21 protein-coding genes and 1 pseudogene are annotated in these 21633 nt (G+C 32.3%); 14 read left to right on the top strand and 8 right to left on the bottom strand.

The genetic code is table 11. The annotated features are described in order from the left end of the window. Window positions 1-152: 152 nt before the first annotated feature. From DZ67_RS0100560 to ubiE, 13 genes are all read left to right on the top strand, one after another. Window positions 153-1184: an iron ABC transporter substrate-binding protein gene (locus tag DZ67_RS0100560; RefSeq protein ID WP_024786767.1), complete on the top strand. Its 1032-nt coding sequence runs from the start codon at window positions 153-155 to the stop codon at window positions 1182-1184. After that, window positions 1174-2118, top strand: coding sequence for a FecCD family ABC transporter permease (locus DZ67_RS09610; RefSeq protein WP_035002992.1), 945 nt, complete (start codon window positions 1174-1176; stop codon window positions 2116-2118). Before DZ67_RS0100560 ends, DZ67_RS09610 begins: the two co-directional genes overlap by 11 nt. A 1-nt stretch (window position 2119) precedes the next feature. After that, window positions 2120-2869 carry an ABC transporter ATP-binding protein gene (locus DZ67_RS0100550; RefSeq protein ID WP_024790484.1) on the top strand — a complete coding sequence of 250 codons (750 nt, stop codon included), beginning with the start codon at window positions 2120-2122 and terminating at the stop codon, window positions 2867-2869. 105 nt (window positions 2870-2974) lie between these two features. After that, window positions 2975-4045 carry an Opr family porin gene (locus DZ67_RS0100545; RefSeq protein WP_024786765.1) on the top strand — a complete coding sequence of 357 codons (1071 nt, stop codon included), beginning with the start codon at window positions 2975-2977 and terminating at the stop codon, window positions 4043-4045. Between the two features lie 89 nt (window positions 4046-4134). Continuing rightward, window positions 4135-4791 carry a cobalt transporter CbiM gene (gene cbiM / locus DZ67_RS0100540; RefSeq protein WP_024786764.1) on the top strand — a complete coding sequence of 219 codons (657 nt, stop codon included), beginning with the start codon at window positions 4135-4137 and terminating at the stop codon, window positions 4789-4791. After that, on the top strand, window positions 4788-5099 hold the full coding sequence (locus DZ67_RS0100535; RefSeq protein WP_024786763.1) for a PDGLE domain-containing protein: 312 nt from the start codon (window positions 4788-4790) through the stop codon (window positions 5097-5099). Before cbiM ends, DZ67_RS0100535 begins: the two co-directional genes overlap by 4 nt. A 160-nt stretch (window positions 5100-5259) precedes the next feature. Further along, on the top strand, window positions 5260-5628 hold the full coding sequence (locus DZ67_RS0100530; protein ID WP_236617325.1) for an energy-coupling factor transporter transmembrane protein EcfT: 369 nt from the start codon (window positions 5260-5262) through the stop codon (window positions 5626-5628). Continuing rightward, window positions 5621-6397, top strand: a complete 777-nt coding sequence (locus tag DZ67_RS0100525; protein WP_236617324.1) for an energy-coupling factor ABC transporter ATP-binding protein — start codon at window positions 5621-5623, stop codon at window positions 6395-6397. The genes DZ67_RS0100530 and DZ67_RS0100525 overlap by 8 nt, the downstream gene beginning before the upstream one ends. Window positions 6398-6498: 101 nt before the next feature. Continuing rightward, window positions 6499-7287, top strand: a complete 789-nt coding sequence (gene hypB, locus DZ67_RS0100520; protein WP_024786760.1) for a hydrogenase nickel incorporation protein HypB — start codon at window positions 6499-6501, stop codon at window positions 7285-7287. A gap of 52 nt (window positions 7288-7339) precedes the next feature. Continuing rightward, complete coding sequence (locus DZ67_RS0100515) at window positions 7340-7651, top strand: HypC/HybG/HupF family hydrogenase formation chaperone (protein ID WP_024786759.1); 312 nt, start codon at window positions 7340-7342, stop codon at window positions 7649-7651. Next, window positions 7644-8762, top strand: coding sequence for a hydrogenase formation protein HypD (gene hypD / locus DZ67_RS0100510; RefSeq protein WP_024786758.1), 1119 nt, complete (start codon window positions 7644-7646; stop codon window positions 8760-8762). Before DZ67_RS0100515 ends, hypD begins: the two co-directional genes overlap by 8 nt. An 86-nt stretch (window positions 8763-8848) precedes the next feature. Next, window positions 8849-9829 (top strand): hydrogenase expression/formation protein HypE, encoded by a 981-nt coding sequence (gene hypE, locus DZ67_RS0100505; RefSeq protein ID WP_024786757.1) that lies wholly within the window; start codon window positions 8849-8851, stop codon window positions 9827-9829. A gap of 6 nt (window positions 9830-9835) precedes the next feature. Beyond that, complete coding sequence (gene ubiE / locus DZ67_RS0100500; protein WP_442911232.1) at window positions 9836-10546, top strand: bifunctional demethylmenaquinone methyltransferase/2-methoxy-6-polyprenyl-1,4-benzoquinol methylase UbiE; 711 nt, start codon at window positions 9836-9838, stop codon at window positions 10544-10546. On the opposite strand, the gene acs is transcribed toward ubiE, so the two are convergent. From acs to uvrC, 6 genes are all read right to left on the bottom strand, one after another. Then, window positions 10543-12495, bottom strand: coding sequence for an acetate--CoA ligase (gene acs, locus DZ67_RS0100495; protein ID WP_024791675.1), 1953 nt, complete (start codon window positions 12493-12495; stop codon window positions 10543-10545). The genes ubiE and acs overlap by 4 nt on opposite strands. Window positions 12496-12616: 121 nt before the next feature. Then, on the bottom strand, window positions 12617-13135 hold the full coding sequence (gene ppa, locus DZ67_RS0100490; RefSeq protein ID WP_024786754.1) for an inorganic diphosphatase: 519 nt from the start codon (window positions 13133-13135) through the stop codon (window positions 12617-12619). Then, window positions 13093-13950, bottom strand: coding sequence for a YihY family inner membrane protein (locus DZ67_RS0100485; protein WP_024786753.1), 858 nt, complete (start codon window positions 13948-13950; stop codon window positions 13093-13095). The genes ppa and DZ67_RS0100485 overlap by 43 nt, the downstream gene beginning before the upstream one ends. Before the next feature lie 3 nt (window positions 13951-13953). Further along, entirely contained in the window at window positions 13954-15888 is a 1935-nt protein-coding gene (gene abc-f / locus DZ67_RS0100480) for a ribosomal protection-like ABC-F family protein (protein WP_024791674.1), read from the bottom strand. A 123-nt stretch (window positions 15889-16011) separates the two neighbouring features. Beyond that, on the bottom strand, window positions 16012-16782 hold the full coding sequence (locus DZ67_RS0100475; RefSeq protein ID WP_024791673.1) for a bifunctional riboflavin kinase/FAD synthetase: 771 nt from the start codon (window positions 16780-16782) through the stop codon (window positions 16012-16014). Then, entirely contained in the window at window positions 16779-18599 is a 1821-nt protein-coding gene (gene uvrC, locus DZ67_RS0100470; protein WP_024791672.1) for an excinuclease ABC subunit UvrC, read from the bottom strand. The genes DZ67_RS0100475 and uvrC overlap by 4 nt, the downstream gene beginning before the upstream one ends. Before the next feature lie 40 nt (window positions 18600-18639). On the opposite strand from uvrC, the gene DZ67_RS09605 reads away from it, so the two are divergent. Beyond that, window positions 18640-19779, top strand: coding sequence for a cation:proton antiporter (locus DZ67_RS09605; protein WP_024791671.1), 1140 nt, complete (start codon window positions 18640-18642; stop codon window positions 19777-19779). Here DZ67_RS09605 and DZ67_RS11200 read toward each other — a convergent pair. After that, window positions 19769-21416: pseudogene (locus DZ67_RS11200) on the bottom strand (sodium:solute symporter family protein). The gene DZ67_RS09605 and the pseudogene DZ67_RS11200 overlap by 11 nt on opposite strands. Next, window positions 21413-21586 carry a symporter small accessory protein gene (locus DZ67_RS10635; RefSeq protein WP_173391317.1) on the bottom strand — a complete coding sequence of 58 codons (174 nt, stop codon included), beginning with the start codon at window positions 21584-21586 and terminating at the stop codon, window positions 21413-21415. Before DZ67_RS10635 ends, DZ67_RS11200 begins: the two are co-directional and overlap by 4 nt. Between the last annotated feature and the right edge of the window lie 47 nt (window positions 21587-21633).

Genomic DNA, 21633 nt, shown 5'->3' with positions numbered 1-21633 from the left:
TTCCTTCTTTTTCTTCTTTTTAAAAATCTGTTCTATAATTATACAAGAAAAAAGTTTTTTTAAGTAATTTTTAAGTTTGTATTATATAATTTCTTTGACCATCTTAGAAAATTCCTCCTTTTTTTTGGTTCAATTTATTTAAAGGATTTGTTATGTTAAAAAAAATTTTATTAATTGCTGTTTGTTTTGTATCAGTTTTTGCTTTGAGTGTTAAAGATTCACTGGGTAGGGTTGTAAACGTTTCAGATAATGTGAAAAGGGTTATTGCCATAGGCCCCGGTGCTTTGAGACTGGTTGTTTATATGCAGGGCGGAGATAAAGTTGTTGGTATTGAAAAAAAAGAAAAATCTCCTTTTTATTCTAAAAAACCTTATATGTTAACACATCCTAATCTTTTAAAACTTCCGGTAATCGGAATGGGCGGGCCAAATCCTAATCCTGATTTGGAAAAAATTATTGCTTTAAAACCCGATGTTATTTTTGCAGGATATATTAACGCTTCTCAGGCTGATAACATTCAAAACAAAACAAATATTCCGGTAGTTGTATTAAGTTACGGAAAAATAGGAACATTCGCAAATGATAAACTGTTTTATTCTTTAAATCTTATCGGAAAAATTATTCATAATGAAAAAAGAGCCGAGAAGTTAAAAGAATTTTTAACTGAAACAGACAAAGATTTGAGAAAAAGGGCGTCAAAAACAGATAAAAAAATTTATATCGGAGCTGTTGCATTTAAAGGAATTCACGGTATAACCTCTACAATGCCAAAATTTCCTCCTTTTGAGTTAATCGGAATAAATAATGTAATTAAATCCAATGCAAAATCTCAGGTTTTTATTTCTAAAGAGGCTTTATATAAAGCAAATCCGGATATTATATTCTTAGACGAATCAGGTTTTAAAATTGTAAAAAAAGAAATGAGTAATTTTAAAAATTTAAAGGCTGTAAAAAATAACGAGGTTTATGGCATACTTCCGTATAATTTATATATGACAAACATAGCAACTGCATATGCAGATACTTATTATATAGGAAAAGTCGTATTTCCGGATAAATTTAAAGATGTAAATCCTGTAAAAAAAGCAGACGAATTATATAAATTTTTACTTGGAAAAGCGTGCTACAAACAAATGGCTAAATTTTTTGGCGGATTTAAAAAATTGGAGATGAATGAAAAGTAAAATTTTTTTCTTTTTTCTCCTTTTATTGGGGATAGCTTTTATATCCCTGAAAATAGGAGATTTCAGTATATCTTTAAAAGATTTATTCTTAAATAATCAAAATCATTTTATCCTTTTTAATATAAGACTTCCGAGAATTTTAAGTGCCTTGCTTTGCGGTGCAAGTTTGGGAATTGCCGGTACTGTTATGCAAACAGTTTTAAAAAACCCTTTGGCGTCTCCGTTTACTTTGGGTATTTCCCACGGGGCGCTGTTTGGGGTTAGTATAGCGGTTGTTTTCTTTAATAATATGTTTTTAATTGAAAGTGCTTTTTTGGGCGCACTGAGTGTTATGGTTTTTATACTGCTTTTTGGAATAATGAAAAATTTTGCAGCCGAATCGCTTATTTTGGCCGGTGTTGCCTTTAGTGCCCTTTTTTCTTCAGGTAGTATGTTTTTGCAGTATTTTTCCGATGAAACCCAGCTTTCTGCAATAATTAACTGGAGTTTCGGGGATTTGGGAAGAGCTAATTTTCAAGAATTAATTGTTTTAGGAACTGTGTTTTTAATTTTTTTTATATTTTTTTATTTAAAATCGTGGGATTTTAATGCTCTTAATATAAAAGAATCAGAAAATATAGGGGTTAATAAAAATAAAATATTGTTTGTTTCTTTAATTTTGGTAACAATCTTGACTTCAATATGTGTGGCATATTTTGGAATTATAGGTTTTATAGGTTTAATAGCTCCCCATATTTCAAAAATAATATTAAATAATTCGAATTTTAAATATATTTTTCCTTTGAGTGCCGTTATAGGTGCTGTTTTATTGCTTATTGCGGATGATGTTTCAAGAACAGTTCTTTCTCCTGTGATTATTCCGGTGGGAATTTTTACTTCTTTTATAGGTGCCCCTATGTTTTTATATTTGCTCTTTAAACTTCACAGGGGTTAAAATGAAATTAAAAATAAATAATCTTGAATTTTCTTATAAAAGTTCAAAAATATTACAAGATATTACTTTTGAGGCTAAAAAAGGGGAAATTGTTTCTATTTCAGGAAAGAACGGAGCAGGGAAATCCACATTGCTTAAAAATATAGCAAAAATATTAAAACCTTTAAAAGGCACTGTTTATTTAAATGAGAAAAACTTAAACAAATTAAAAATAAACGAGTTTGCCAAAACAATCGGTTATGTATCACAAAAAAACGATATTACCGATTTGAATACATATGATTATTTAATGCTTGGAAGAAAGCCTTATTTTAAGTTCTTTCCCAAAAAAGAAGATATTGATAAAGTAAATGAAATAATAGAAAAACTGAATTTAAATGAATTAAAAAATAAACAGATAAATGAAATAAGCGGAGGGGAATTTCAAAAAATTGCAATAGCGAGAGCTATTGTACAGGAGAGCAAAATATTATTGCTTGACGAGCCCACAAATAATCTTGATTTAAAAAATCAGTTGGAAATTCTTAATTTTATAAAAAAAATTACAAAAGAAAAAGAATTAATAACTATAATTATTATACATGATATAAATCTTTCTTTGAAATATTCGGATAAGCTGATATTTATGAAAAACGGAATAATTAAATATCAGTGTAAAAAGAATGAAATTAATAAAAATATTTTAAAAGATATTTATGAAATTAATATTGATATCTGTTTTTATAAAGATTATCCTGTGATTATTTATTAAATACAGGCTTGAAAATATACAAGAATGATTGTGATTTAAGTTTCTCTTAAGTACGTGAGTTATAATTCATTTTGTATTTATATTACAAATATGAAAGGAGTATTAGTGAAAAAAATTTTAACATGTTCACTGATTTTATCTACATTATTATGCGCTAATGAATTTGATAATGCGCTTAAAAACGGGAAGTTTAAAGGTGATTTTGCTTTGCATTTTGAAAGATATCATAATAAAAATGCGCAAGACAGCGGTTACAGTATGTATTCAGTTGGTTTTATGTATAGAAGCGCAAAATTTGATAATTTTAATATTAATTTAGGTTTCAGGGCAAATGACAAAATAAACGAATTGCATGACGGAGATTTTGACAATTCTACAAAAGCTATTCTTCATACCGCAAATATTACATATTACGGTAAAAATTTTAAATTTATAGCAGGTAGAAACAAAGAAACTTACCAATGGATACACGGGTTTCAGGAAGAATTGAAACTAAGCGGAAATATTGATAATTTTCAGTATACAATATTGCATGAATTCAGACACGGCAGGGCAAACAATCATGAGGAACTGAAAGCATTTAGCACTTTAAATAACGGAAAAGGGTTGAATTTATTGGATGTAGAATGTAAACAGGATTTTTTAAATACAAATGTTTATTTTTACAATGCTCCTACATTGGCTAACTGGTATGGCGTTACTTTAAATGCCGATAAAGATATTTACAGTGGCAAATTAGTATTTTCCAAAAGTAACGAAATGACAAACAAACCAAACGGAAGTTATTTTAATATTGAAGGCGGGGTTGATTTTGAAGTTGCTGCTTTAAATATAGGGTTTATAAAAACTGATAAAAAAGGTGGGCTTGGCTCTATGAAAATAGACAGAAACGTATATGACAATATGAATCCATTAGAAGAGGGAAATCATATTTTTGATAAGGATGCAAAAACAATTTATTCCAATATTTCAGTCCCTGTTAATGACAAATTATCTTTATCAGCAAATTATGGCCATATTGATTTTCAAAATAAAAAAGCAAATGAAATTGATTTATATATAGATTATGATGTTTCAAAAGCAATGAGCACAGAAATTTGTCTGGATAAATATAACTCAGATAATAATGATGAAGATTCAAATGCCATAAAAGCACAAATTGCTTATAAATTTTAGTTCTGAAACAATACAAGAACCAATATAATTTAAGTTTTTTTTAAGATAATGAGTTATAATTCACTGTAAAAAATTAAAAGGAGATTAAAATGCATATACCTGATGGTTATCTTTCACCAACAACTGTTGCTGTGAGTTATGCGGTAATGGTGCCTTTGTGGGCATACGGATTTAAAAAATTAAAAGAAAGACTGGATGAAAAAACTCTTCCTCTGCTTGGAACATTAAGCGCTTTAAGCTTTTTAATTATGATGTTTAATGTTCCTGTGCCGGGGGGAACAAGCGGCCACGCAATAGGAACGGCCCTGATTGCTATTATGTTTGACCCGTGGATTGCCTTTATTTCTGTATCGTTTGTTTTGTTGACTCAGGCGGTAGTGTTTGGGGACGGGGGAATAAGCACCTGGGCCGTAAATTCGTTTGATATGGCTTTTATTGCCGCATTTGTTGGTTATTATGTTTTTCAATGGTTAAAAGATAAAACTAGATTTGCTCCGTTTTTAGCTGGATATATATCAATTAACGTTGCTGCTTTGTCAGATTCAATAATACTTGGGATTCAGCCAATTTTCTGGCATACTGCTAATGGACATCCATTATATTTCCCATTTGGACTTAGTGTTTCAATTCCTGCAATGATGGCTGCGCATTTGGGAGTTTTCGGTGTAGTTGACGGTGTATTTACTCAAATAGTATACAGTTTTCTTAAAAGAAGAGAAAAAAATTCTCAGGAGGTTGCGGCATGAATAAGAAAGTTAAAACTGCTTTGATTATAATGGTTATTATGATTGCGGCTGTTCCAGTTGGCTTATTAACAAGTGCACCCGCTTTTGGAGAATGGGACAATGATTATTATCAAAAAGTATTAGGATTTATTCCAAAAGGACTGGCTAATTTTCCACAGTTGGCCCATCCTCTGCTTCCGGATTATTCTCTTCCGGGGACAAATGATGTTTTGGGATATTATGTCAGTGCGGTAGTTGGAAGCGCAGTAGTTTTTATAATCTTATATTTGATAGGAAAATTTTTTGCCAAAAAAAATACTCATAGTTAGAATATTTTTTATTCTGACTTTTTTTCTTTTACTTAGTTTAAAGCATATTGAATTTATATCAGTTGGTATACTGTTCTTATGGATTGTTTCTTTCAAAAAAATTTTAAAACTTAATATAAGAGTGATAAAATCAATTATTGTTTTTAATTTAGGTGTCAGTTTGGGTTATATTATAATGGCTTTTATTAAACATCTTTCTCCATGGCACTATATTTTGTATATCAATCTTAAAGTTTATTCCCTTACATATTTTGTCTTCTGGTTTTTTGCTATAATTTCTCCCGTACAGTTTATGGCTTTTTCAAAAGATTTGGGATATTTAACGACAATTACACTCTCTCAGATTTTTTCTTATAAAAAAACATTCGAAGATTTTAAATTGGCATTTAAAAGCAGGGTTTTAAAACTCACAGACAAAGATCCGAAATTTATAACAAGAACATTTGAATTTTTTTTAAATAAAGCATTACATGATGCAAATGAAAGGACGCTGGCTATGAAAGCAAGGGGATTTTTTGATAATGGATAACGGAGAATGTAAAATGGAAAATATTATTGAACTTGAAAATGTGGAATTTTTTTATGATGAAAAAGTACTTGATAATATAAATTTAAAAATTAAAAAAAATGAAAAAATTTCTTTACTTGGATGCAACGGAAGCGGCAAATCCACACTTCTTAGAATTTTGGCTGCTCTTTATTTCCCCAAAAAAGGAAACTATTTTTTTGAAGGTAAGAAAGTAAATAAAAAATTATCCAAACAATTAAGAAAAAAAATAGGTATACTTTTTCAAAATCCGGATTCGATGATTTTTAACCCTACTGTATTTGACGAAATTTCATTTTCACTCAAAGAATTTGGATTTGAAGATATTGAAGAGAGGGTGTTTAATATTTCAAAAGAATTTGGAATAGAAAAATATCTTAAAAAACCCCCGATTAATTTAAGCGGAGGTGAAAAACAAAAAGTAATGTTGGCTTCTATTTTAGCTTACGAACCTGAAATTTTACTTTTGGACGAGCCGACAACAGCCATGGATCCAAAAACAACAGGCTGGTTTATAGATTTTTTGCTTGAAATTGATAAAACCGTTGTTTTGGCTACTCATGATTTGAGTGTGGCTTATGAAACAACCGAGAGGGCCGTGGTTATGAATGAGGAACATAAAATTATTTATGACGGAGATATGGAAGAACTTATGAAAGATTTGGATGTTTTATTAAAAGCCAATCTTATTCACAAACATAAACATAAACACAAAAATTTTGCACATTCTCATTATCATTTACATTTTTAGTCTTTTTTTTGTATAAGAAAAGTTTATTTTTACTTTTTTTTAATAAATATAAGATATAATACAACAAAATAAAATGAATTATCATTTATAAAGGAGTAAATATGTGTACAGAATGCGGATGCGGAACACATGAGCATGAACATAATCATGAGCATGAACATCATCATGAACACAGGCATGATCATAAAGAGGAATTAATAAATGAAGATATTAAAAACAATCCTCAGTTGAATCATAAAGTTAAAGTTATAGAAAAAATTTTAAGTAAAAATAATGCAATGGCTGATGAAATCAGGGAAAAATTCAATGAACACAAAATTACATGTTTTAATATGATGAGCTCCCCGGGAAGCGGTAAAACAACGACACTTGAAAATCTTTCCGATAAACTTCCTTTTAAATTTGCCGTAATTGAAGGGGATTTGGAAACAAGCAGGGATGCCGACAGAATAAGAAACAAAGGTATCTGGTCGTTCCAATTACAAACAGGAAGAGCCTGCCATTTGGACGCGGGTATGGTAAAAAACGCTATGCCCCATTTTCCATATGAAGATACAGAAATCGCTTTTATTGAAAATGTGGGGAATTTGGTCTGTCCGGCGAGTTATGATGTGGGAGCACATTATAATATGGTGTTTGTCAGCGTTCCGGAAGGTGACGATAAAATTGAAAAATACCCTGTTATGTTCAGAAGGGCCGATATTGTAGTAATTACAAAATGCGATATGCTTGATTTTTTTGATTTTGATATTGAGAAGGCAAAAGTTGCCGCCGATAAACTAAAACCGGGAGTGCCTGTAGTTCTGCTAAACAATAAAACAGGTGAAGGTCTTGATGAAATAATAAACTGGATCAGTGAAAAGAGAAAAGAGCACTTAAGTAAATTATGAATGTTAAATTATGAATGTTGAATATGAGAAAAATATAAAATGAGGAGTAAATATGTGTTTGGCAATACCGAGTAAAGTTTTAAAAGTTGATGAAAAAAATATGGCTGAGGTTGATACATTGGGGGTTAAAAGAAAAGTAAGCCTTGATTTAATCCAGGAAGAGGTAAAACCGGGCGACTATGTATTAATTCATGTCGGATATGCTATGAGTAAAATTGATGAAAAATTTGCACTTGAAAGTATTGAAGTGTATAAACAGCTGGCTGAAGCTTCGATGGGGGATGAAAATCCGATTGCACCTGAAGATTTGGTAAAAGAAGAAGGCCCGCTTTTATATAAACCGGAGGAGGCTGAGAATGAGTGAACTCAGTTTAAAAGATTTATATTTTAAATTCAGAGACCCAAACACCATAAAAGCTTTAAGTAAAGAAATCCACAGGCTTGCCAAAGATCTTGACGAGCCTATGAGGGTTATGGAAATTTGCGGAGGACATACTCATACCATCATGAAATACGGAATAAAACAGCTTTTGCCTGAAAATATAGAATTTATCCACGGTCCCGGATGCCCCGTATGTGTAATGCCAAAAGAAAGAATAGACCATGCAATCACCTTGGCAAAACAGCCGGACGTTATACTTGCAACTCTCGGGGATATGATAAGGGTTCCGGGAAGCAAATCAAGTCTTGCAAAAACAAGGGCGGAGGGTTATGATATAAGAGCACTCCATTCCACTTTTGATGTTTTAAATATTGCAAAAGAAAATCCTGATAAAAAGGTTGTTTTTTTTGCAATAGGATTTGAGACAACAACACCTATGACCGCCGCACTTATGAAAAGAGCTTTTGATGAGGGAGTTAAAAATATTTATTATCATATAAATCATGTTTTGGTTCCGCCTCCGATGAGGGTCATTATGGACAGCGGGGAAGCAAGAATTAACGCTTTTATCGGTCCCAGTCACGTAAGTGTTATAATAGGGACTAAAAGTTATCAGTTTTTAGTGGATGAATATAATACACCTGTTGTTGTTGCCGGGTTTGAACCGGTTGATGTAATGGAAAGTATTTTAATGCTGTTAAAACAAAAACTTGAAAAAAAACCCCGTGTTGAAAATCAGTATAAAAGAGCGACTACCTGGGATGGAAATGTGCTGGCTCAAAAAATGATTGATGAGTTTATGGAAGTGAGGGAAACTTTTAGATGGAGGGGGCTTGGAGACATACCTTTTTCCGCCCTTAAATTAAAAGATGAATATGCCGAGTTTGATGCTGAAAAAATATATGCGAATGTATTGCCAAATGAACCTATTGACGACCATAAATTATGTATCTGTGGAAAAATTTTAAGAGGTCTTGCAAAACCGACCGACTGTAAACTTTTCGGCAAGGCCTGTACTCCTTCAACCCCTTACGGAAGCTGTATGGTAAGTGATGAGGGCGCATGCAATGCTTATTACAGATATGCAAGATAATTAAAAATGGTGAAAATAGTGAATGGTGAGTAGTGAGTGGTGAGTGGTGAGCAGTGAGTTGTAATATTAGTATAAAGGAGATAAAAATGAATAAAATAACTCTTGCATACGGCGGAGGAGGAGAAGAAACCAATAAACTCATAAATGAACTTTTTTATAAATATTTCAATAACGATATTTTAACAAGTGCCGAAGACGCAGCTGTTTTAAATGCAGACGGAAAAATAGCTTTTACGACAGATTCTTTTACCGTCAGCCCTCTTTTTTTTAACGGAGGAAATATAGGAAAACTTGCAGTTGCCGGAACCTGTAACGACTTGGCTATGATGGGTGCGAAACCTGAATATTTAAGCTGCGGTTTTATGATAGAAGAAGGTTTAGATTTTGAAACACTCGAAAAAATTGTTAAAACAATGAGTGAAGAGTTGAACAAAATAGGGGCGAAAATAGTCTGCGGTGATACAAAAGTCGTTCCTGCCGGAAGTGTTGATAAAATTTTTATAAACACCAGCGGAGTGGGGCATATACAAAAAGAAAATATTTCAGCCCATAATCTTACACCCGGAGATATTGTATTGGTTAGCAGAGATATTGGAAAACACGGCAGTATCATTATGGCCCACAGATACGGTGTGGATACCGAAGCAAAAACCGACTGTAAAATATTATGGAATGAAATAGAATCTCTTATAAATGAAGGTATAGATATAAAAGCTTTGCGTGATGCAACAAGAGGCGGATTAAGCGCTGTTTTGAACGAATGGGCAAATGCAAGTAACATTGGTATTGAAATAAATGAGGAAAAAATCCCTGTCAGTAATGATGTTGCGGGTCTTTGTGAAATTTTTGGATTTGAACCTATGGATTTGGCAAATGAAGGAACCTTTATTGTAGCCGTAAGTGAAAAAGATGCCGAAAAAGCCGAGGAAATATTAAAAAAATTTAATCCGAACGCTTCTGTTATAGGAAAAGTAACACAGGGAAATAAAGTTGTATTAAAATCACCATGGGGTTCAAGCAGATATATTGAACTTCCAAAAGGTGAACTGCTGCCGAGAATTTGTTAAGGAGAAATTGTGCAGAAAAAAATAGTTGAAATGTTTGATTCCATCGCTCCCAAATATGATGTTGCAAACAGAATATTAAGTTTGGGGATTGATAAAAAATGGAGAAAAGAAGCGGTAAAGGAAGCTGTTAGTAAAATTGACAAAAAAAATTTAAAAATACTGGATGTTGCCTGCGGTACGGGCGATATGATTGATATATGGAAAAATACGATTAAAAATAAAAAACTGAAAATATGCGGTTTGGACCCAAGCAAAGGAATGCTTGAAGTAGCGAAAAAAAGGTTTCCGGAAATTAATTTTTATAACTCATATGCAACCGATGTTCCCTGTGAAAACAGTTCCGTTGACGTTATTTCCATTTCTTTTGGTATAAGAAATGTGCTTGAAATTGAAAAAGCCCTGAGAGAATTTAACAGAATTTTAAAAGAAAACGGCAAACTTTTAATTTTGGAATTTGTAAAATCGGATAAAGAGAAAAAATTTAGAAAATGTATAGATTTTTACACAAATAAATTTTTACCTAAAATAGGGGGAATTATTACTAAAAACAAAGAGGCGTATGAATACCTGCCTAAATCCATTGAAAATTTTTATACGGTAAATGAACTAAATGATTTATTAAAAAAAGCAGGTTTTGAGGTTGAAAAAGTTAAACTGTTTAATTTTTCACAGGTTGCCATGATTATTGCTGAGAAAGCAGGAAAACCTGCCAATTAAAGTTCGCAGCTGTTAACTATTGCGATAATTTCTTCAACAACCTGAGGATTTTCAAGAGTTGAAGTATCCTGCGTAATTTCTTCGCCTTTTGCAATGGCTCTGAGTATTCTTCTCATAACTTTACCGCTTCTTGTTTTTGGAAGTCCCGGAACAAATGCAAAATTGTCAACTGTTGCAATGGCTCCTATTTCTCTTTTGATAATTTCATTTACTTCTTTAATGAATTCAAGCTCTTCTGCAATATTTTCAGGATTTTTAAGTACAATATATGCGAATACACTTTCACCTTTTATTTCGTCGGGTTTTCCTACAACCGCAACTTCGGCAACTTCAGGATGGAATTTAACGGCATCTTCTATTTCTGCGGTTCCGAGTCTGTGTCCTGAGACATTGATAACATCGTCCACCCTTCCTGTAATCCAGATATAACCGTCTTTATCATAAATTGCACCGTCTCCGGAGAAATATACAGCTTTTCCGTTCTTTTTGGCAGTGGAGAAATAACTTTTTACAAATCTCTCAGGATCGCCCCAGATAGTTCTTATCATACTTGGCCACGGTTTGGTTATACATAAAAGACCTTTTTCGTTTTCAGGCATTTTATTACCGTTTTCATCTATAATTTCGGCAAAAATTCCAGGAAGAGGAAATGTTGCACTTCCCGGTTTAATAGGTGTTGCCGCAGGAAGAGGGGAAATCATATGACCTCCTGTTTCCGTCTGCCACCATGTATCAACAATTGAACATCTATTATTTCCTACTACTTCATAATACCATTTCCATGCAGCAGGGTCTATCGGTTCTCCCACGGTTCCTAATATTCTAAGAGAGCTTAAATCGTATTTTTTTGGTTCATCCGCACCGATTTTGTGGAGAAGTCTTATTGCCGTAGGGGCTGTGTAAAATTGGTTGATTTTATAATTTTCTACCATTTTCCAGGCTCTTCCCGCATCCGGATAAGTGGCAACCCCCTCAAACATAACCGTTGTTGCCCCGGCCGCAAGAGGTCCGTAAACTATGTATGTATGACCTGTAATCCATCCTATATCGGCTGTACACCAGAAAGTGTCGTTATCTTTGATGTCAAATACCCATTCCATTGTAAGCTGTGAGTGGAGGATATATCCGGCCTGGGAGTGTTGTACACCTTTCGGTTTACCAGTTGAGCCTGATGTATAAAGTAAAAACAACGGATCTTCGCTGTCCATCACTTCCGGATCGCATTTGCTTGATTGATTTTGAATAAGTTCATTATAGCTTACATCTCTTCCCTCTATCCAATCTATATCTTCATTGTTTCTTTCCACTACAATTACTTTTTCTACAAAATCTATTCCTTCAAGAGCTTTGTCAACGGTAGGTTTTAACATATAAGGAGCCCCTTTTCTAAATGCCCCGTCGGCTGTTATCACTATTTTGGCATTTGCATCTATGATTCTGTCTTTCAATGCCTCTGCGGAAAATCCTCCGAACACTACGCTGTGAATTGCTCCTATTCTTGCACACGCAAGCATTGCATATGCGGCTTCCGGAATCATAGGCATATAAATTACGACCCTGTCCCCTTTTTGAACACCGAAATTTTTTAACAGATTAGCAAATTTATTAACTTCTTTATAAAGCTGAAGATATGTGATTGTTTTATTTTCTCCGTTGTCGCCTTCCCAGATAATAGCGGCTTTGTTTTTTTTATCTTCAAGGTGTCTGTCTATGCACTGAAAAGTAACATTTAATTTTCCTCCGACAAACCATTTGTAAAAAGGTGCGTTGCTTTCATCCAGAACCTGTTCAAACTCTTTAAACCATGTAATTTTTTCTTTTGCAAGTTTTGCCCATGTCCCTTCGAAATCTTTTTCAAATTTTTCCACCATTTCTCTATAATCATCCATACTTTTAAAAACAGGGTTTTTGAATAATTCTTTATGAGGATAATAAATTTCACTTGTCATTGAAACTCCTTTTTTTATTTATTGTAATGCAAATATAAATCAATGATGTTAAAATAAAAAAAAGAATAGACAAGTCAATTAAATATTGTGAAGATTGGTAACAAAAAAAGAGAAAAAGAGTTTATTTGTTATAGTTTTGGATAGCTTTATTTATAAGCTCCATCGCTTTTTCTTTTCCTTCAAAGCCTGTAACTTTAACCCATTTGCCAGGCTCAAGGTCTTTATATGTTTCAAAAAAATGTTTGATTTGATTTAGTTTAATTTCAGGCAAATCTTCCAAAGAATTAATTTTTGCCATTTGAGGGTCCAGTTTAGTAACAGGAACGGCTACTATTTTTTCATCCTGCCCGTTTTCGTCTTCCATTATTAAAACACCGATTACCTTTGATTTAATAACGCATCCCGGAACAACGCTTTCGGTTGAGAGAACCAATATATCAATCGGGTCACCGTCATCTGCAAGAGTATTGGGAATAAATCCGTAATTTGCAGGATAAAACTGGCTTCCGTAAAGAATTCTGTCTAAACATACGGCACCGCTAACTTTATCTATTTCATATTTTATATTGCTTCTTTGTGGAATTTCTATAACAGCATTTACTGCTTCATCTTCGGTTGGTTTAATTTTTGAAATATCCATAATTTCTCCTTTTTTTCTGTAATTATATCTAAATATTTAATTAAGTAAATTCCGCCTATATAGATTATCCAGTTAATATAAATCCATAAAAACACAAACATTAAAGTGGCAATGGAGCCGTAAATAGATGTATATGTTTTATTGATTAACACATAATAAATAAATGTGTTTTTAGCTGTAAAAAAGGCGATTGTTACAATAAATGAGGAAATTAGCGTTGATGTTGTTTTTTCGTTTATTAAAACTATTTTATATGATAAAAAAAATGTTATCCATATAAGTAAAAAAGGAAGAATTTTCCCTAATTTTATCCATGAGGTTAAAGTGGATTTGTCAAGAAAAAACTGAAATTTTATAGACAGATACATAGCAACTCCGAAAAGAATCGGAAAAAGCGTAATCATTGTCCAGTAAAGTTTTATTCTCTCCCAGATATTCTTTTTGTTCTGTTTAAAAATTTTTGAGACTATTTCCTCGAAGTTGTTAAAAAACAGAATGGATGTTACCACTATATAAATACCTCCGATTATTCCCATTTTGGATGAATTTGTTAAAAAATTTTGAAGATAAGATGAGATTATTTCTTTATTTGTAGGAAGCAGGTTTGAAGATATAAAACCTTCCAATTTATCATATATATCCGAAAAAAATGGAGAGCCTGCTATAAAAGAAAGAATGATAAGAAGAATAGGGACAAGAGAAAAAATTGTATAAAAACTCATAGCTGCGGCATATAGTGTAATTTCATCCAAAATATCTTCTTTTAAATGTTTAAGAAAAATATAAGAATTTTTGATAGTTTTTTTTGTATCCATTTTTTATCCTTGTATAAGGGATTCTTTTTTTTCTTCGAGTTCAAGATATCTTTCCACTTTTTCATCATAAAGTTTTTTAATCTCTTCCAATTCCCCGGTTAGGTTAACAAGACCTTTTTCATTATAACAATCAGGATTGCTTAAACATTCTTCAATTTCCGCAATGCTTGCTTCAAGCTCTTCTAAAAGTACAGGCAGTTCTTCAAGCTCACGCTGTTCTTTGTAAGAAAGTTTTGTCTGTTTTCTTTTTGGCCTTTCTTTTTTTTTATTTTCTATTTTTAATTTTTCGTTTTCGATTAATTTTAGCTCTTTTTCAATTTCGAGAAATTCCGTATAAGGTATGAAACTCTCTTCCACAATTCCGTTTCCTTTGAAAACAAACAGTTTTTTTGCAATTTTATCCACAAAATATCTGTCGTGGCTTACAAAAATTACACTTCCTTCATAATTCATTAGGTATTCTTCCAAAATATTAATAGTCGGAATATCCAAATCGTTTGTCGGTTCGTCTAAAATTAATACATTAAAATCTTTGGTAAAAAGAAGTGCAAGCGCAACTCTTGTTTTCTCACCCCCGCTTAAAACACCTATTTTTTTTGTTAGATATTCCGGAGGAAATAAAAATTCTCTCAAATATCCGTAGACATGCATATTTCTGCCTCTGACATTTACCCTGTCTCCTCCTTTTGGGCAAAAAGTTTCTATTAAATCTTTGCTGTCATTAAGCATTGATTTTCTCTGGTCTAGATAACCTATTTTTACATTTTCCCCGATTTTTATTATTCCCTCATCGGGTGTTTCCTCTTTTGTTAGAAGCTTTAAAAACGTAGATTTTCCGCTCCCGTTTTTACCGACTATTGCAATTTTGTCTTTTTGTAAAATTCTTGTGCTAAAATCTTTTATTAATAATTTATTTCCAAGGCTTTTGCTTAAATTTTCAATTTCGAACATAACCTTTTTTTTATTGATTTTATCTTCTTCTTTTGCCAAAAGTTCCCGCTTTAGCTGCATTTCAATCTGTCTTATTTCCATTTTGTCGTATTTTACTTTTTCTTTAAGTTCCAATACCCTTTTTTTTCTGCCTTCGTTTCTTTTAAGTCTGGCTTTAACCCCTCTGCTCAGCCATTCTTCTTCTCTTTTAAGAAGTCTTATTTCGTTTTCAAATTCTTTTTCTTTTGCTTTTAGAAGTTCTTCTTTTTGCTTTAAATAACTTGCATATCCGCCTTTGAAACTTCTGAGGCGGCAGTTTTCAAGTTCTATTACCCTTGAGGCGACTCTGTCTATAAAATATCTGTCGTGGCTTACCACTAAAAAGGTATATTTTTCTTTAAGCAGCATTTCTTCCAAAAATTCAGTCATATACACATCAAGATGGTTGGTCGGTTCATCCAAAAGCAAAACATCCGGTTTTTGAAGCAAAAGACTTGCAAGAGCAACTCTTCTTTGTTCTCCTCCGCTAAGAAGTGATATATCTTTAAATTCATATTTTTTTAAATCAAATTCGTGTAAAATTCTCTCAATCCTGTCATCCAAATTCCAGGCATTGTGGAAATCAAGGAATTTTGAAATTTTGTCCATTTCCATTTGAATTTGAGGGTTATCCGGGTTTTTTGCAAATGCTTGCGCAAAATGCATGTATTTTTGATAAGCTTCTTTGAATTCGGTAAGTTCATTTTCGATGGCCTCTCTCACACTAAGACCTGTGGGAAATGTTGGGGTTTGTTTTAATCTTTTTATTTTTATGCCGTTTTTTGTAATTATTTCTCCCTCATCGGCTTCTACAGTGGCGTCAATTATTTTCATAAGAGTAGATTTACCGCTTCCGTTTTTACCTATAAGCGCTACTCTTTCGCCCTCGTCAAGATGAAATTCTATATTGCATAATATTTTTTGAGCTTCAAATTTTTTGCTTATATTTAATAAATCTATCAGTGCCAATTTTGCCCTTTGTTATCTTTTTGTAATTTTACCTTGTTATCCTTTTATTGCAAAATAACAAAGGAGGTGAAAATGAAAGTAGATATTTTGGTGTTAATAGCAACATTTTTGCTTATTGCTACTTCATTGGCAATAGCTGCTATTTAAATTTTCAATATCTTCTAAAATCTGTCTTTTTAAATCAGATAAAGTATCAAATTTTTTGTTTTCCCTTAAAAAATCAATAAATTTAATTTCTATAAATCCATTTTCACTACTAACTATTTTCACATTTTCACTAATTATATGCGTCTCAATTGAAAAATTTCCATCGGTTGAGCGCTTTCCAATAAAAGTAAGCGATTGAAAATTATTTGTTTTGGTTATGTAAACCCCTTCTTTAGGAATTACATACGGCTTAAAGAGTTCTATATTAATTGTTGGGACCAACTCTTTTTTTCCAAGCCCCTGACCTTTTATTGGTGTTCCTTTGATTTTATAACTTCTTCCTAAAAATTTATTTGCTTTTTTTATATCGTTTTTTATAAAGTTTCTGATGATATGGGCATGCACCCCGATTTCTTCTATTTTAATCTCTTTTATTACCTCAACTTCAAAATATTTTTTTAATAAATTAATATCTCCACTTCTGTTTTTGCCGAATTTAAAATCATCACCAACCACAATTTTTTTTACATTCATTTTTTTTAATATTTTTATAAATTCAACAGGTTTTAAATGTTTTATTTTTTCCAAAAACATAAATTCACACCCTAAATTAGTATATTCGCATCTGTCAAACCCCGGTGTGATTGAGCTTCCTTTTTCTATAACAATAAAAAAATCCACTTTTTTTAAAATTTTCTGATGTGCGATGTGCATTCCGTCAAAACCTCCAATTGCCACTGTTTTCATTTTTTTTCTTTATAAAAATTATATATAATCAATGCATCTTTTTTATTTAAAACCTTTTCCAAATCTTTTAAAGATGCGTTTTTAATATTTTCAAATGTTCCAAAATAGTTTATCAGTTTTGTCATTTTTGCTTTTCCTATGCCTTTGATGTTTAAAAGTTCAATCTGTGTGTCATTTTTTCTTTTGGTAATTCTGTGAAATTCTATTGCGAATCTGTGCGCTTCATCCCTTAAATTCTGCAAAAACATAAGCCTTTTGTCATTTTCATTAAGTTCTATTTTTTCGATTTTATATTCTCCGTTATCCATTTTCCAATGAAAATATATTTTATCGTTTGCTCCTCCTTTTGCCCTGTGGGCTTTTGCACCAATTTTTTCTTTTGCAATTCCTAAAATATCAATGTTTGCACCAGTTGAGTCAATTATTTCCTTTGTTATATTTATCTGGGCAGGCCCCCCGTCAATGAGCCAAAGCTCCGGCGGGGGTGTTTTATCAAAACTTTTTGCCCTTCTTGTTAAAAGCTCTCTCATTTGGGAATATTCGTCTTTTCCTTCTAAATGATAGTGTCTGTATTCAGACTTTTTGAATTTTTCATTTTCCCAAACCACCATTGCCCCGACTGTTGCCTCTCCATGCATATGGGAAGTGTCGAATACTTCTATTTTATATGGTATGTTTTGTAAATTAAACAGCTTTTTTATTTCAAATAGAATATTGTTTTCTTTTTGGTTTTTCATAATTTCATTTGCATTAATTTTAGCTAAATTTATTAAATTTTTTCTCTCTTTTGTGGTCGGTGTAACTATTGAAATTTTTCTTTTGAATTTTTCACTTAAAAATTTGCTTAAAGCAGTTCTTTCCTCAAAATCTTCACCCACTAAAATTTTTGAGGATGTAAAAGGAGTTTCTCTGTTATAAAATTCTAAAATAGCTCTTTTATAGGTTTCATTTTTATCTATTTCAGTTTGAGCATTTATTATATTGTGAGTGCCGGAGACTACTTTTCCCTCCCTTACAAATATTCTGATTATTACAGCCTTATTATTAAATGTTTCTACAACAAAAATGTCCAAATCTTCAAGTTTTGCCAAATCTACATTAGAATAAATTTCGGCATTTTCTATAGATTTTATTCTGTCTCTGATTTCAGCCGCTTCTTCAAACTGTAATTTTTTTGCAAATTTTTCCATTTTTTTATAAAGAATATTTAGAATTTTTTCTTTGTCATGGATTAGTTCAATTGCTTTATTTATATATTTTTTATATTCTTCCGGGTTAATCTTACCAACGCATGGCGCCAGACATTTTCCTATCTGATGATAAAGGCATGCTTTTTTATTTTTCAAACAGCTTTTTGACTGAACAAGGGGAATTTCTTCATATATTGTTTTTAAAATCGCACCCGCACCGCTGCTGAACGGTCCGAAATATTTTATATTTTTGCCTTTTATTATTTTTCTTGTTATTTCAAGTCTCGGGAAAAGCTCATCCATATCCACATAAATATAAGGATATGTTTTATCATCCCTTAAAAGAATATTATATTTGGGTTTTAACTGTTTAATTAAAGAATTTTCAAGAATTAAAGCGTCGCTTTCACTTTCAACTACAATATAATTTAGTTTTTTAGCTTCATTTATCATTTTATATATTCTCGGGGCTAAATTATCCGCCGCTCTGAAAGGATTAAATCTAAAATAGCTTTTTACTCTTTTTTTCAGGTTTTTTGCTTTTCCCACATATAACAGTTTGCCGTTTTTATCAAAATACTGATAAACTCCCGGTTTAGGCGGTAAATTTTTTATTTTTTTTTGCAATATTCTCCTTTTTGATAAAATTATACTAAAAAAGGTTAAAATGAAGCTTGAAATAGAGAGTCTGGTGGTAGTGGCATTAATAATAATTGCCGGAATTATTGCACTTGAGATTAGTTTTTCCCCCGCTATTTTTGAAATTATAGCGGGAAGTATAGCCGCTAATTTTTTCCATATGAGCGATTTAAAATGGGCGGAATTTCTGGCAAACGTGGGACTTTTGGGGCTTATGTTTTTTGCGGGGCTTGAGAGCGATTTAAAACTTCTTAAGAAAAATTTTATAAAAGCCGTTTTTATAGGGGTGTCTTCTTTTTTATTGCCGTTTGTTTCAATATTTCTGATTAGCAAATTTATTTTACTTTATTCCCTTAAAGCGTCTTTGCTAATAAGCATAGCGCTTTCCACCACCTCTCTGGCACTCGTGTATCCGCTTTTGAAAGATAAAAATATGCTTCATCTTAATTCCGGTCAGACGCTTCTGGCCGGGGCTATGATTGTGGATATAATCAGTATGTTTTCACTGAGCTTTTTGTTTGAAGGAATAAATTATCAGAATATTATTTTTTTAGGCGTACTGTTAATAGTAATGTTTGTTTTGCCTAAATTCGGTGAAAAATTATTTGCCAGATACACAGGCAATCATATAGAATTTCCTATAAGGTTTATTATTGCAATTTTAATTTCAATCGGTTTTCTCTCAAAAGAGATACATATTAACGAAGCTGTTTTAGCGTTTGCCCTGGGAATATTTTTTTCTGAATTTTTAAAAGAAAATGAAATGATAGAAAAAAAATTAAGGGCTATAATATTTGGGTTTGTGGCTCCTTTTTTCTTTTTTAAAGCGGGTTATTCAATTAAACTTGACGTTATTAATTTTAAGATTTTATTTTTGAGTATAATACTTGGAATTATTGCTTTTGGCACAAAATATCTGGCGACCGTAATTGCGACAAAACCGTTTTTTAAAAAAAGTGTTTATAAAATTGCGGGGCTTTTTTTTAATATGAGACTTACATTTGGAATAGTGGCAAGTGTTTTCGGACTCGAATTTAAAATTATTGATGTAAATACTTATGTTTCTCTGTTATTAATTATAATTTCAACATCTTTGGCCGCCTCTGTTTTAATGAAAAGAATGCCGAGTGAAATTACAGAGGAAGAGCTGGAAGATTTTATCCTCTAACGCCAAAAGCTTTTTTTATCGTTTTTGTGTCAGGTTTTGTAATCATTGTAACTATTATTAAAGTTATTGTTGAAAGAGGAAGAGCGATAACCATGGCATCTACAAAAGCCCATTTGCTGTGGCCCAAAATAGAATTTACACCAAAAAGCGCCTTGGCAATACCCAAAGCTTTTGCTTCTTTGAAATGGCAAAACAATAGCCAGAATAAAGATACAAAAAATCCGACAAACATACTTGAAATTGCCGCTGTTTTAGTGATTCTTTTTGAAAAAAGTCCAAAAATAAAAGAAGGTAAAAATACAGATGCACAAAGTGCAAAGAAAATAGCCGTACTTCTCGCAATAATTGCCGGGGCCTTTTGAAATTTAAAAGCTAAAAATACTGAAAACAGAATAACAATGACAATTCCGATTTTTGTCCATAAAGTGGTTTTGTTTTTATCAGCCCCGAGTGTTTCAAAAATGTCCCTGCCGACAGCCGTCCCCATTGTGTGAAACTGACTTGATAAAGTGGACATTGCTGCTGAGATAAGAGCAAAAAGGAAAATAAATCCAAACCAGTGCGGCATCGCCGTATTTATAAAATGGGGGATTACTTTTCCAATTGCCCCCGCCGCTTCAAGGGCGTTTTTACCTCCGTAATTTTCAAAATACCATGCATTGCTTAAACTTCCCACAACAAAAATAACACCTGTCATTGCCAAAATGAAAATCCCTCCTATTAATACAGCCCTGTTTAGTTCTTTTTTGCTTTTTACGGTCATAAATCTCACTATAAGCTGTGGCTGGGCAAGTACTCCGATTCCGACACCAAGAGTAATCGTGGTTATTACAAAAAGCCAACCAGGAGATAAAAATGACGGCATTTTATTCCAGCCCTGAAATCCCCATATCTGAGATAATTTCATCATAAAATCGCCGCTTCCCGGAACTAAATCTTTTAAACCGGTATTTGAAAGCTTGTCTATTACCGTAATTTGCCAAACGTTATCAAGTTTTGCGAATGCTTCGTTTATTCCCCCCCAGTGAATAAAACACCATTACTATTAAAACAATCATAGCTAAAAACATTATTGAACCCTGAAGGGCATCGGTATACATAACCCCTTTAAGCCCGCCGGCTAAAACATAAGCAGTGATTATCAGTGAAAATATTAATAATGCTATGTGATAATCCACATGAAAATAGATACTGATAAACTGAACACCTCCGATTAGAACAGCCGTGGCATATAACGGCATAAAAAATAAAATTATAAGTGCGGCAAAAATCTGAATAAATTTTGAATCATATCTTTTGCCCAAAAACTCAGGAAAAGTGTGGGCGTCGAGCCTTAAGCCCATTTTTCTTGTGGGGTTTCCTATAAATACAAAAGCAATAAAAATTCCGACAAAAATATTTAAAAAAGTAAGCCACAAAAGCGAATTTCCAAGCCATGCCGCCACTCCGCCGAATCCGACAATTGCAGCAGTTGAGATAAATGTGGCACCGTAACTAAGAGACATTACAAACGGATGTGCCTCACGGCCCGCTAAAAGATAATCTGTTGAATTTTTTGTTTTTGAATATCCCATCCATCCAAGATATGTCAAAGCGAACAGATAAAGAATAATTAGTGCAATTTCCCAAAAGCTCATAGTAACTCCTCGTTAAGCTCTTTTTCTTCATCGGCCCATTTTTTTAGAAGCATTTCATTGCTTTCCTCATCACCTTTGTTCCAATTAATCAAACCGTAAATCACACAAAGCAGGGCACTTAGTATTGTCAGCCAAAAAGCTGAGCAGACGCCTATATCAAAATGGCTCATTTTTTTCCTTTTTTTTTAAATTTTAATATAAAATTAATTGATATTTA

It is taken from the genome of Lebetimonas sp. JS138 (assembly GCF_000523335.1).
Lineage (GTDB): Bacteria > Campylobacterota > Campylobacteria > Campylobacterales > Nautiliaceae > Lebetimonas.
This window is presented reverse-complemented; position numbering and strand designations above follow the sequence as displayed.

Coding starts and splice junctions, on each gene's coding strand:
- DZ67_RS0100560 (WP_024786767.1), top strand. CDS start 153: ATGTTAAAAAAAATTTTATTAATTGCTGTTTGTTTTGTATCAGTTTTT.
- DZ67_RS09610 (WP_035002992.1), top strand. CDS start 1,174: ATGAAAAGTAAAATTTTTTTCTTTTTTCTCCTTTTATTGGGGATAGCT.
- DZ67_RS0100550 (WP_024790484.1), top strand. CDS start 2,120: ATGAAATTAAAAATAAATAATCTTGAATTTTCTTATAAAAGTTCAAAA.
- cbiM (WP_024786764.1), top strand. CDS start 4,135: ATGCATATACCTGATGGTTATCTTTCACCAACAACTGTTGCTGTGAGT.
- DZ67_RS0100535 (WP_024786763.1), top strand. CDS start 4,788: ATGAATAAGAAAGTTAAAACTGCTTTGATTATAATGGTTATTATGATT.
- DZ67_RS0100525 (WP_236617324.1), top strand. CDS start 5,621: ATGGATAACGGAGAATGTAAAATGGAAAATATTATTGAACTTGAAAAT.
- hypB (WP_024786760.1), top strand. CDS start 6,499: ATGTGTACAGAATGCGGATGCGGAACACATGAGCATGAACATAATCAT.
- DZ67_RS0100515 (WP_024786759.1), top strand. CDS start 7,340: ATGTGTTTGGCAATACCGAGTAAAGTTTTAAAAGTTGATGAAAAAAAT.
- hypD (WP_024786758.1), top strand. CDS start 7,644: ATGAGTGAACTCAGTTTAAAAGATTTATATTTTAAATTCAGAGACCCA.
- hypE (WP_024786757.1), top strand. CDS start 8,849: ATGAATAAAATAACTCTTGCATACGGCGGAGGAGGAGAAGAAACCAAT.
- acs (WP_024791675.1), bottom strand. CDS start 12,495: ATGACAAGTGAAATTTATTATCCTCATAAAGAATTATTCAAAAACCCT.
- ppa (WP_024786754.1), bottom strand. CDS start 13,135: ATGGATATTTCAAAAATTAAACCAACCGAAGATGAAGCAGTAAATGCT.
- DZ67_RS0100485 (WP_024786753.1), bottom strand. CDS start 13,950: ATGGATACAAAAAAAACTATCAAAAATTCTTATATTTTTCTTAAACAT.
- DZ67_RS0100475 (WP_024791673.1), bottom strand. CDS start 16,782: ATGAAAACAGTGGCAATTGGAGGTTTTGACGGAATGCACATCGCACAT.
- DZ67_RS09605 (WP_024791671.1), top strand. CDS start 18,640: ATGAAGCTTGAAATAGAGAGTCTGGTGGTAGTGGCATTAATAATAATT.
- DZ67_RS10635 (WP_173391317.1), bottom strand. CDS start 21,586: ATGAGCCATTTTGATATAGGCGTCTGCTCAGCTTTTTGGCTGACAATA.